The following is a 13,159-nucleotide window of genomic DNA, read 5'->3' on the forward strand; positions in this document are numbered from 1 at the left end:
TACTGACACAAAAGGGTTGAAATCTATCATTTTTGCTTTTTAACCTATAATACATATAAAAATCGGGCTGACAAATCAATAATGCCTTATTTATGAACATTAATTGATTTGTCAGCCCGTAATATAAATATAAAACAATCTATTAGTTTTGCTCCAGGAACTTGCTTGGGGATATACCAAATTGTTTCTTGAACAATATACTGAAATATTTAGAATTCACAAATCCTGTTTCAGCGGCTACATCTGCCACAGGCTTTCCTTGTTTCAACAGTTCTGCCGCTCTCTGAAGACGAATCAAACGTATGAAATCCTGCGGTCCCTTTCCTGTAAGCGATTTTAAACGGTTGTAAAACAATGTACGGCTCATAGCCATTTCCTGGCACAATTGGTTAATATTAAATTCTTCATCATCAATATTATCCATGACGAGTTGTGTTGCATGCTTGATAAAATTCAAATCATCCTCTGATACCGGTACAGCATCATTCTGAACATTGCCACCGTCTGTTTGCCGCATTTCGTCCTCACTGTTCAAAGTATCAGTGACAACAGTTTCATTTTTCTCTATTTGTGCCACCACATTTTTCAGAACATATTCACGAAGATGATTTCTGGTTTCGAGAATACTATGAACCTTCAATCTTAAAATTTCTGCACTGAAAGGTTTAGGAATATAGTCGTCCGCTCCACTTTTCAGACCGTTAACCATCGCGTCATGGGTTACTTTGGCAGTAAGCAATATAAACGGTATACCGGATGTCTGGGGATTTTCCTTTACTATACGACAAAGCTCGTCACCCTGGATACCAGGCATCATAACATCCGACAGAATAAGATCCGGATATTCTTCTGCCAAACATTCCAAAGCCTTACTTCCATCAGATACATCTATAACCCGATAATCACGTTCGAAAATCTTCTTTAAATAACAGCGTAGTTCGTCATTATCCTCGACTATAAGCAATGTATCCAAAGATTCTTTAATATTTTCAGAATCATCACCAATATACTCAGTTCTATTTTCTATAACCGGAGATATCTGTTTATGTATAACATTATTATCAAAAGAAGAATCAATATCAGCCTTGCGTAACGTAACATAGAACGTACTGCCCTTGTTTACTTCAGACTTGTATGATATTTTTCCGTGCATCATATTCACCAAACGCTGAACCTGCAACAGCCCGAATCCTGTACCGGGTTCGTTTGTCTGTCTCGCATTAACAGCACGATAAACATTCTTGAACAGCTGTCTGCCTGCATCAGCAGGAATACCAATACCTGTGTCTTGAACCTCTATAACAACATTCTTTTTATCAGATGAAAGTGACAGGCTGATTGTCCCATTTGCCAATGTATATTTGCAAGCATTTGAAATAAGATTGTCAAGCAACATTTCCATCATCTGCTCATCTGCCATTGCAAACACATCATGTTCAGGCAAAGACATCTTTATATGCAATTGTTTCTTATCACAATATGACTGGAAGCTTACACATTCCTTCACTAACAAATCGTTGATATTTACAGGTTTAAGAGTTACATCTTTCTTATTTGTGTCTATTTTCTCAAACTCAAGCAATTGACTTACAAGCGTATGTAGCTTACGTGTATTATTACGCGCTGTTTCCAACAAGTAACTTACATCATCCGAAAAGTCTTTTTCCTTACTAAGATCTTCCAAAGGAGCCATAATAAGTGTTACAGGAGTCCGTATATCGTGTGCTGTCTCTACAAAGAACTTTATTTTGTCCTCATTATGCCTTTTCTGAAGCTGATTACTCTTATATCTAAGTATGAAATAAAATATACCGAGAACTAAAGACAAATATATTATCCATGCATACCATGAATTCCACCACGGCTGATTGATGTTTATTGAAAGTGAATCTTCCGAAATAATTTCTCCATTACTTTTTCTTAGACTTCTGACTTTTAAAGTGTACAATCCCGGCGATACATTAACATATCTGACAGTTCCATACGAATACACCGCACTCCATGATTTTTCATACCCTTCAAGAATATACTGATAAGCTATATCATGCTGAAAACGATAATTTATTGACTCAAAAGTAACAGAAAATGAATTATATCTGTAATCAAGCTCAACTTTCTTATCCATGAGCATAGCATAAATGGACGGACGCATCTGTATTTCCTTCTCGGGAGAGATATACTCCAATTTTAAATCTGTTATCCTGACAGGTGCGTCGTATTCCTCAACAGCCATCGCATCAGGAGTTATAAAAATAGCCCCATAAGTACTTCCATAAGCAAACCTATCATCAGAAAGTTTGATACATGCCGATTTGTTATATGTCTTATCTGTATCATGAATATAATTCAGATTTGAAACCTTCAGGGCATTTACAACGGCAAGACCTTTACCTGTGCTTGCCCAAATACGCCCTTTATTATCACGTTGCAAGCTATATATGTCGTCCGATAGTAAACCCTCTTTAGTGGTAATAGTCTTTACATCACCAGAATCCATATCATACAGATTCAGTCCACCTCCTTCCGTGCCAAGCCATACAGTACCGTCACCATTAAACAACATTGAAATGATATAAGCACTGACATTCTTATCATTGAACTCACTGGTTGTGGCATAACGTTTGAACTGAGATGTATATTTTTCTACAATACAAAAACCATTTACTGTAGCAACTGCCATTCTCAAAGAATCAACCTCTTCTATGGAATGAACCCAGTTTATATCAAACTCATTTTTACGTTTTCCTTGTTTGTCGGATATAATTAAATTTCCGTTAAGTCCCCCAATCCAAAGATCTCCGTCCTTGTCCTCCTTCACCGAGAAAATATAATTTGTGGTAAGGCCTCCCGGCTTTTGAGTAAGATGTCTTATCACACGTCCCCCTTTATCTATCAGATACAAACCGTCACCATAAGTTCCAGCCCAGATATTTCCATCTCCTGAACTACATAAATCTACTATTACAATAGATTTTAATATATGTTTCCAACGATGATCTGACTTATTCCTAATACTTATACCATCATCCGTGGCAAACCACAAATCATAATTTATATTCTCTTCTATATCATTCACATTATTATTTACCAACGACTGCGGATTTCCCCGCTCATGTGTCATTATATTGATAGGATACTTCAAAGAAATAGCCACAGACACTCCACCAGTATAACTACCTATCCATATATTATCCTGAAAGTCTTTAGTTACGGCATAGATTCCATTGCCACGTAAAAAGAACTCTCCACTATCCTCTGTATTTACAAACAACTTTGTTTCTGAGGTCTGTTTGTTCACAAAATATACTCCGCCACCGTCTATTCCAACAAGTATTCTGTTATTATCATAAGGAGTAATGGCGCGAATAGGATTTAAAAAAGACAGATGTTGACCTTTTATACGATGCAATGAATAATTTCCGAGATCCAGAGTCCACAATCCGCTGTTGAACGTACCAATCCACAACTTATTTTCAGACTTATCGCAATAAAGAGTTTGTACATTTTTATCTTCAACAAGTTGATTTGAAACAGAATCTTCCCTACATGATAAACGAAAAACTCCATTCGATGTACCAACAAATAAAGAATCACACAAACATGCTATGTCATTTATATAGTTGTCTTCTAAAACGCAACATAAAGCACCGTCTGACTTTTTCGAATATAATCCTCTACTCAATCCAAACCAAAGCGTTCCATTTTCATCAGAAAATATCTTATTAAGAATAATTTCCCCCTCAATATACTCACCCAAAAACAAATATAATTCAAAGCTGTCCGTATTTGGTTGATATTTATATATTCTCCCTGTATGATCATATGCCAAAAGCCCCAGTTTATTATCAAAATTAAGCCTGATTATTCTCCCTGCCAAATCACCATAATAGTAATTGGCAGACAATGAATAATTTTTTACTGTACGACCATTATATCTGTCCACTCCAGTTCTGGTGGAAATCCACATCACATTGTCATTATCCTCAACTATCGAGAATACTCTTTCGCTACTCAATCCATCAGTGCGACCTATGTGACGAACACTAAACATACCGTCGAACGATTCGGCATACAAAGCAGAAACAGACAATACAAAAGATATGACTAATACGATATATTTTAAATTTATCTTCATATATTAAATAAACGGACACTTACATCCTTAAATTTCACAAAGGCTAATATGATACAAATATATAGAAAATATATCAAATACTATATTTAGTTAACCTATTTCTAACATTATCTGATAAAGCATCAAATGCTACAGACAGTTACAGGCCAATAATATTACCTAATTTAAAGACATACAGACTACATTAAAATATTGTTTAAACCGTATTATATATTCCAATATACACAATTGCGCCTGATGAATACAGGTGAACTTAGTTCACTTTATTTTCATCAGGCCCAAACAAATATCAATAAAATAAAAATACTGGCATCATTCCAACTTATGTATAATCAATCCCGAACGAAGCTTAGGCTCGAACCATGTAGTCTTCGGCGGCATGATATTTCCCGTATCGGCAATGTCCATCAACTGTTTCATCGATACCGGATACAGTGCTAGAGCCATAGCCATTTCACCACTGTCCACCCTGCGTTTCAGTTCTTCCAGCCCGCGGATTCCGCCAACGAAATCAATCCTCTTGTCCGAACGCAAATCCTTGATGCCAAGTATTTCGTCAAGAATTAGATTTGAAGAGATTGTAACGTCAAGTACTCCTATCGGGTCATTATCATCATATGTACCGGGTTTTGCAGTTAGACTGTACCACTTTCCTGCAAGATACAATGAGAAATTATGGAGTGATGAAGGCTTATAGATACTTTCGCCTTTTTCTTCGACTATGAAGTCTTTCTCCAATGCTTTCAGGAACTGTCCGGCTGTCAGACCATTCAAATCCTTAACCACACGGTTATAGTCAATAATAGTCAACTGCGATGCAGGGAAACATACTGCCATGAAGTAATTATATTCTTCGTCGCCTTTGTGATGTGGATTCTGGGCAGCTTTCTCTGCTCCTACCAATGCTGCGGCTGCACTTCTGTGATGTCCGTCGGCAATATACAGAGCCGGCATATCGGCAAACAGAGCGGTAATCTTGTCAATATCTTCTTTTCCGTCGATAACCCAGAATGTATGTCCGAAGCCGTCGCCCGGAGCTATGAAGTCATATTCCGGCTCGCGTGCAGTATATTTAGCAACAATGGCATCAAGTTCGGCATTATCGGGATATGCGAAGAATACAGGCTCGATGTTCGCATTGTTCACACGAACATGCTTCATACGGTCCTCTTCCTTGTCGCGGCGTGTAAGCTCATGCTTCTTTATTACGCCATTCATATAATCAGGCACATATGCGCCAACAACAAGACCATACTGAGTCTTGCCGTTCATGGTCTGTGCATATACATAATAGTTTTCTTTATCGTCCTGCACCAGCCATCCCTTTTCCTGGAACATCTTGAAATTCTCTACTGCCTTGTCATATACAGCAGGATCATGTTCATCCGTTCCAACCGGAAAGTCTATTTCAGGCTTGATGATATGGTATAATGACTTTTCATTACCCTTAGCCTCTTCACGCGCCTCTTCTGAATTCAATACATCATATGGTCGGGAAGCCACTTCCTCTACCATTGATTTAGGTGGGCGTATGCCCTTGAAAGGTTTAACTATTGCCATAGGCAGAAAGGTTTTTACTTTTTATTTACACGGAATTTCTCGCAACCATCCTTGAAGTAAGCCACAATCTGTTTTGCAGCGGCAATACCGGCATTGATATTAGCCTCGGCTGTCTGGGCACCCATCTTCTTCGGAGTAGAGAAATATCTGCCGGCACATTTAGCGGCAAAATCTTCGTTCATGTCAGGCATAATGTCTGTAACGTACTTCAAGTCCTGACGTTCTTCCATTAATTTCAGAAGTCCTTCTTCGTCGATAACTTCCTTTCTTGCAGTATTTACGAGCAAACCGTTTTTAGGCATAAGGTTCACCATATCGTAATTGATTGATTTGCGTGTTTCAGGAGTCGCAGGAATATGGAGTGACACAACATCACAAGTCTTATAAAGTTCTTCGGCAGAATCTACAGGAGTAACACCATCAGCCTTGATAGCTTCCTTAGGACAGAAAGCGTCGTATGCATAAATGTCCATGCCAATACCTTTGGCGATACGGGCTACATTGCGTCCCACATTACCGTAAGCATGAATACCAAGTTTCTTGCCCATAAGTTCTGTACCGGCCTTACCGTTATAAAAATTGCGGACAGCCATAATCATCATACCGAAAGCAAGTTCTGCCACGGCATTTGAGTTCTGTCCCGGAGTATTCATCACGCATACATTGTGAGCAGTAGCCTCAGCCAGGTCAACATTGTCGTATCCGGCACCTGCACGGACTACAATCTTCAGTTCCTTGGCAGCGTCAAGCACTTCCTTATCAACAATGTCACTTCGGATAATAATGGCGTTTACATCTTTTACGGCATCAAGCAATTGAGATTTCTCAGTATATTTTTCAAGCAAAACGAGTTCATAACCTGCTGCTTCTATTTCCTTACGAATACCATCCACAGCAACCTTGGCGAATGGTTTTTCTGTTGCAATCAAGACTTTCATGTGTAGTAAAATTTAAGTGATATAAAGATAAAAAGGACGTGAAAAGAGAAGTCTCCGTCACGTCCCCTATATGATAATTAATTACGGATTAATGCAATTTTTCGAATTCCTGCATGCACTCTATAAGGGCCTTAACGCTTTCCAATGGCATTGCATTATAGCATGAAGCACGGAATCCACCTACAGAACGGTGACCCTTAATACCCACCATACCACGTTCGGTAGCAAACTTCAGGAAGTCGGCTTCCAAATCCTTGTATTCATCGGCCATCACGAAACAGATGTTCATCAGTGAGCGGTCTTCTTTCACAGTCACTGTACCGCGGAACAGTTTGTTGCGGTCAATTTCAGCATAAAGCAAATCAGCACGTTCCTTAGCTCTGCGCTGCATTTCTTCCACACCACCCTGAGCTTTGATCCATCTCAAAGTCTGCAACGCTGCATAGATAGGCACTACAGGAGGAGTGTTGAACATAGAACCCTTGTCAACGTGTGTCTTATAGTCAAGCATTGTTGGGATATGACGTGTAACCTTACCAAGTGCGTCATCTTTCACAATTACGAAAGTAACACCCGCAGGAGCCAGATTTTTCTGAGCACCGCCATAGATACAGATGTATTTTGAAACGTCGATAGGACGTGAGAAAATATCAGATGACATATCCGCAATCAAAGGAACATTAACTTCAGGGTCTGAATGCAATTCTGTTCCATAAATAGTATTGTTAGTGGTAATATGGAAATATTCCGCATCTTCAGGAATTACATAATCTTTAGGAACATATGTATATCCGTCTTTCTCTGATGAAGCAACTTCCACAGCTTCACCGAAAGCTTTTGCTTCCTTCAGCGCTTTCTTAGCCCAAGTTCCTGTGTTAAGATAAGCAGCTTTCTTTTCGAGGAAGTTATATGGAACCATACAGAATTCAAGGCTAGCACCGCCACCAAGGAATATCACTGAGTACCCTTCCGGGATATTTAGTATCTCTTTAAACAAAGCCACAGCTTCGTCCACTACCGGCTGAAAGTCTTTTGCGCGATGACTTATTTCCATCAACGAAAGTCCAGAGCCGTTAAAATCCAATATAGCTTGTGCTGTTTTCTCTATTACTTCGCGAGGCAAAATAGATGGTCCCGCATTAAAATTATGTTTTTTCATTTGGCAGTTGTTTAATTGGTTTTACATATATTTTAATATCTTACGATTGCGAATTTATGTATTTATTTCCACACGACCAAACTTTAATCTAATAAAATTACATCCACAATTGAAATTTTCTTTCATTTTATGATATGAAGCATAATTTTACTATCATTTTGACACACAACAATCATACTGTGGTGTATTTCGTTATAATAACCATAGCAAATTGAGATAACCCACCATTATTCTGTATGTACACTGACACAAAGTTATCATTTTGCCAGTTCTATCAAAGTTTTCACCCCCTTAATCTTTTCATTTTGTATCAACTTTAACGTTTGTTGGCTCTTTTTTCTTGATATAGCAACAAAAGCATAATGATCCTTAATGTCAACTTTTCCTACATCGTCTTTATTAAGTCCTCCTTTCTTGAAGAGGAAACCAACGATATCTATCTTATTTATCTTGTCCTTTTTACCTTTGCCTATATATAAAGTAACGAACTCCGGTTTCGAAGGTTTGGGTGTTATCTCCGGCAAGATGAACACATCAATCTCGGCAGGAAGATAATCAGGAACTTTCTCTTCGGAATACATAATAATATATGCACTACCTTCGGCATCCCATCTTGCAGTACGTCCGTTTCGGTGTATAAACCCATCTTCAGCTATAGGCAGATGATAGTGGACTACATTCTTTATACCCGAAATGTCAAGTCCGCGAGCGGCAAGATCAGTAGAAATAAAGATATTGCAACTGCCGTTTCTGAACTTATAAAGCGCTCTCTCACGGTCGTCCTGATCCATTCCTCCGTGGAAAGTTTCGCAATAAACCTTCATTGAATGCAGATACTTGCCTACCCTGTCAACACTCTCGCGATGATTGCAGAACACTAGTGTCTGCTCCGAACCAAGACTACAAACCAGCTTATACAATGTCTCAAGTTTATCCTTTACCGGCGATTCTACCTTATATAAATGAAGTCTGTCCGACAATTGCTCATCCGCGTTCAGGAAATTCAGCCTTACACTCTTGTTTACTCCAGTAAATCGCGGTATTTCTTCGGCATCAGTAGCTGAAAGAAGGAACCTCCGGCGCAAATCAGGCAACTTGCCTATAACATCTGCCATTTCCTCCTGAAATCCGAATTCCAAACACTTGTCGAACTCATCAATAACAAGTACACGCACTGCAGAGGCATCTATGTTGCCTTTTCCAAGATGGTCATTCATACGTCCCGGAGTACCGATAATCACCGACGGACGGATACCTTTCATCGTGCGGTGTTCGTCCATAGCCGGACGCCCTCCATAGCAACTCATCACCTGGAAGTCCGTACCCATTCCCTTGAAAACCTGTTCTATCTGCAATGCCAACTCGCGCGACGGAACAAGCACTACAGCCTGCACACCCTCGGCATCCTTCTTCAATGTCTGCACAAGCGGAATGAGGTAAGCCAGGGTTTTTCCCGAGCCTGTAGGCGAAAGCAGCACTATATCGTTTCCTTCCTTATAAGCATCTACAGCAGCCTGCTGCATAGCATTCAACTCTTCTATTTTCAGATTCTTCAGTATTGTACGGATATCCATAAGTTTGTAATGATTTAATGTGTTAATGCAAAAATACGGAAAATAATGCAAAATATTTGCCTCGTACCCAAAAAGTGACGTACTTTGCAACGATAATCAAAAAGAAATATGGCAGACAATTATATAGAAAACAAATACGAACAATATCAAGCCAGAAAGGCTGCATGGCAGAAGTCCGGAATGAAAAAGAAAAAGCCAACTACAGTGCATACGCCAGCTTCAGGTTCAGGCATGCAGAAAACATATCTGCAAAGCCACGTAAAACGTGTGGCTGCGGTACACGACTTGTCCGGTGCAGGAAGAGTGTCGCTCATGGCTGTGATTCCCATCCTTTCCTCAATGGGAATACAAGTATGTCCACTCCCTACTGCAGTCCTCTCGGCACATACACAATATCCGCATTACTCGTTCCTTGACCTGACGGAGGAAATGAAACGAATAATAGATAGTTGGGAAAAGCTTGATATGAAGTTCGATACATTCTACACAGGCTATCTTGGTTCACCGCAACAAGTACAGATAGTAGAGAATTTCATATCGAAGTTCCGCCGTCCGCAAGATATGGTAGTAGTTGATCCTGTACTTGGCGACAATGGCAATCTGTACAAAGGAATCACCGAAGATATGGTGACAGAGATGAAGAAACTAATAAAATATGCCGATGTCATTACCCCCAACATGACAGAAGTTTTCAAACTCCTGGATATGGAATACAAAAGCGAGGTCACCGTGCAGGAAATGAAATCATATCTCAAACAACTCTCTGAGGCAGGACCGGACATTGTGATAGCAACAAGTGTACCAGTGCCTGAAAACACACATATGACTTCAGTCTTTGCATACAACCGCCACGGAAACAGATACTGGAAAGTAACATGCCCTTATCTGCCGGCACACTATCCGGGTACAGGAGATACATTTACAAGTGTAATAACAGGTTCGTTGATGCAAGGAGACAGTCTGCCGATAGCGCTAGACAGAGCCACACAATTCATCCTTCAGGGAATACGTGCCACCTTCGGTTATGAATACAACAACCTTGACGGAATAATGCTTGAAAAAGTGCTCCATAATCTTGATATGCCGATACAGATAAGCAGTTACGAAGTTTTGGAATGACAAAAAGAAGGGGTTAGCAGAGATTAATGGACTACTGCAAAAGAAAACGGTGAAGAAGGCAGGAAAAACCGAGAAATTGGGGTCACTTGGGGTCACTATAATAATATGACCCTTTATTCTCGCGAGAATTCCACACAACCACCAGATAATGAAAACGTTACAGAGAAAGAAACCGATAAAGAGAAGACTGTGGATAACAGTACTGACCCTTCGACGATAATATTTATACCCCAAGAGTATGCCGGCTGCAGAATATAGCCAAAGACAAAATAGAAAGAGACATCACTCTTCTTTCAATTATCACCATATCAAGCAATCTGTTTTCTGCGTTGCGTACCATCTATGGTAATAAGAAATATTCCGCGCATCTTTTTTATACATACATCATTGCCAAAGTAAATGACGGTGCCGGTAAAGGCATGGCAATGAATGCTACCGTTATTATAGCAAAAAACACTAAAGAAAACATGTTGTAAGTAGCTTATTATCAATAATAACAGATTGCATCATTAGGTTTTCACACAGAAATAAAGGTACATATAGTATAAGTGACCCTAAGTGACCCTAAATCGTTATTTCTAACACGGAAATTTCCCGCCCTAAAACGCGGGCAAATTTCACCTCGAACGCGGGCAAGTTTTGGCTGAAACTTGCCCGCGTTTTTTTTACAGATCTGAGAGTTTAAAATTTACAATAAACAACATCTTTCATTATTATCGATGACGAAACAACCAAGTCCTTCCACTATTACTGGAAGAAAAGATACCTTTATCTGTTGTTCCTAATATTTCAGAACCTGAAACCATCAAGTCTTTAAAATAGCCAGTAACAGAAGAACCTACATATCGTATCATCCATGTACGTCCTTGATTAATTGAATATTCAATTTGTCTGCTGTTTTTGGGTGAAATACGCAATATTTCTTTCCCTTGACTGATCATACTTGCCATAAATTTAAGTTTAAAAGTTATTTACTATTATTAAATAATGTCTGTTATATGTTTTTATAAAGTATAGGATATATATTATATCAAATCAATATAAATTCCCTTTATAAAGAGAAGGACGCTCACCATAATGACTGATACATAATAAGTTTACCTCTCCAATCCAATCAGACTCAGTATTGAAAAAGCCTAAATCATCAGGTTCAGAAGTAACAACTCCAGAATTTATATGCTGACCGATATAAGGAACCTGGGAAGCAGAGGACTGTAACTGTGTTTCTATATTACAATCAAATTTTTCCTCCAAGAAGTCCTTATTCCTTTTATCCATCTTCCCTTCTACACAATTTTCCTTGCTCATCAATAAATCTTCAATAGTATCATATGTACCCATTCTACTCTTAAGCCAGCTCTTTACTTCCTCATGAAAATAAATTTCCAGATTTTCAAATGATATAATTCTAAGTTTAAACTTGGCCTTAGGAATGTTCAGCGTCGTATCACGAGGAACTTCTCCCATAATATTACATTCATCTATAATGGACTTTAGAATATCTATTGTTGAAATTTCAAGGGTATCAACAAGTTTTATCACATCGTTCTTCATGGATATATCAAGAAGATTATCATCTACCACATCGTTGATTGCACGAGTGGACAAATTGGTAAACTCTTTGATATAGCGTATTCTGCCAGGTCTTCCCAAAAGATTCTCATCTACTCTTAATCGGTTTGTTGTAAGAATATACAATTTACGCTTACTGTTATATACTCCATCTATCATCTTCAATAGAACTTCCCTATCCTCACTGAAGGTTTTTTCCGCTTCGTCGATAAATATTACACACTCAAAATTAAGGGACTGTATAAATTCCAACATACCATCATAAGGCCTGGAAATAATAATAACTGGCAAACCAATACGATTACTCAAAAGTTTTGCAGCAATAGTTTTACCTGTTCCTTTCAAACCATTGAAAATAACACCTAAATTTTTACTGCTTTCCTTGAAAATAGCTGAAGACCATGTCTTTATAACTTTATTCATTATTTCATCACAGTCCAAATCATAAATCTTAAAATCAAAGACGAAAGAATCATCAATCTTTTCCAATCCAAGTTTCTTTAAATGTAAATCCTCGTAAATTCTGAAAATACCTTCTCATGGACTGGGGAATAATGTTGCTGAACCTGGTATAGGATAATATATTCCACCTTCATTAATCCATTTCTGTTTGTCTGCCATAATAATAGGCTCTGACTTTATACATATACTGTTATCACTGAAAAAATCTTTTTTGTGGATAACATATCTTTCCAAATCTGCAATTTCCCCATAGCCGGTAATACCACATTTCCTCTCAATACATTTATATGTAAAACCATTTTTTATTGCTATTCTACGTGAAGCATCATTACGAGGGAAAACGCTGATAGTTAAAGATGAAGCATTCCTTTCCTGGAAAAGATATTTCTTCATGCAATCCACAACTTCCGTCATATAGCCATTACCACGATAATCCTTATTCAAAAAATAGCACAATTCATAATCTTTGTCAATAAGTAAAGAGCAGGATTCTTTCATTATATTCCACTCTATAACCCCAATAGCTTTAGATTCGTTTTCTTTGATTGTAATGACAAACATATTTTTATTTTCAATACCTCTCCGAACTTTACCTTCTGCTTCACTTATATCGTGCATAGTACGGAATCCTGTATTAATT

At 38.4% G+C, this 13,159-nt stretch carries 9 protein-coding genes; 1 reads left to right on the forward strand and 8 read right to left on the reverse strand.

The annotated features are described in order from the left end of the window. Positions 1–142 precede the first annotated feature (142 nt). The 5 genes from I6E11_RS11425 to I6E11_RS11445 all read right to left on the reverse strand — a co-directional run bounded on the left by I6E11_RS11425 (position 143) and on the right by I6E11_RS11445 (position 9,366). Entirely contained in the window at positions 143–4,135 is a 3,993-nt protein-coding gene (locus tag I6E11_RS11425; RefSeq protein ID WP_235338131.1) for a hybrid sensor histidine kinase/response regulator transcription factor, read from the reverse strand. A gap of 312 nt (positions 4,136–4,447) precedes the next feature. Then, positions 4,448–5,695: a DUF1015 domain-containing protein gene (locus tag I6E11_RS11430; protein WP_235338132.1), complete on the reverse strand. Its 1,248-nt coding sequence runs from the start codon at positions 5,693–5,695 to the stop codon at positions 4,448–4,450. Between the two features lie 14 nt (positions 5,696–5,709). Further along, a complete protein-coding gene (locus I6E11_RS11435; protein WP_235338133.1) occupies positions 5,710–6,633 on the reverse strand; it encodes an NAD(P)-dependent oxidoreductase in 924 nt (307 codons plus the stop codon). An 88-nt stretch (positions 6,634–6,721) separates the two neighbouring features. Then, a complete protein-coding gene (serC, locus tag I6E11_RS11440; protein WP_235338134.1) occupies positions 6,722–7,792 on the reverse strand; it encodes a 3-phosphoserine/phosphohydroxythreonine transaminase in 1,071 nt (356 codons plus the stop codon). A gap of 257 nt (positions 7,793–8,049) precedes the next feature. Beyond that, entirely contained in the window at positions 8,050–9,366 is a 1,317-nt protein-coding gene (locus I6E11_RS11445) for a DEAD/DEAH box helicase (RefSeq protein ID WP_235338135.1), read from the reverse strand. Between the two features lie 231 nt (positions 9,367–9,597). Between I6E11_RS11445 and I6E11_RS11450 the strand changes: the two genes are divergently transcribed. Further along, entirely contained in the window at positions 9,598–10,485 is an 888-nt protein-coding gene (locus tag I6E11_RS11450) for a pyridoxamine kinase (RefSeq protein ID WP_235338139.1), read from the forward strand. Between the two features lie 713 nt (positions 10,486–11,198). On the opposite strand, the gene I6E11_RS11455 is transcribed toward I6E11_RS11450, so the two are convergent. The 3 genes from I6E11_RS11455 to I6E11_RS11465 all read right to left on the reverse strand — a co-directional run. Further along, complete coding sequence (locus tag I6E11_RS11455; RefSeq protein WP_235338136.1) at positions 11,199–11,435, reverse strand: beta propeller repeat protein; 237 nt, start codon at positions 11,433–11,435, stop codon at positions 11,199–11,201. An 85-nt stretch (positions 11,436–11,520) separates the two neighbouring features. Then, positions 11,521–12,546 carry an AAA family ATPase gene (locus I6E11_RS11460; protein WP_235338137.1) on the reverse strand — a complete coding sequence of 342 codons (1,026 nt, stop codon included), beginning with the start codon at positions 12,544–12,546 and terminating at the stop codon, positions 11,521–11,523. Between the two features lie 48 nt (positions 12,547–12,594). Then, positions 12,595–13,159 (reverse strand): GNAT family N-acetyltransferase (locus I6E11_RS11465; protein WP_235338138.1); only part of this gene is annotated, 565 nt, incomplete at its 5' end.

It is taken from the genome of Bacteroides caecigallinarum (assembly GCF_021531075.1).
Classification (GTDB): domain Bacteria; phylum Bacteroidota; class Bacteroidia; order Bacteroidales; family Bacteroidaceae; genus Phocaeicola; species Phocaeicola caecigallinarum_B.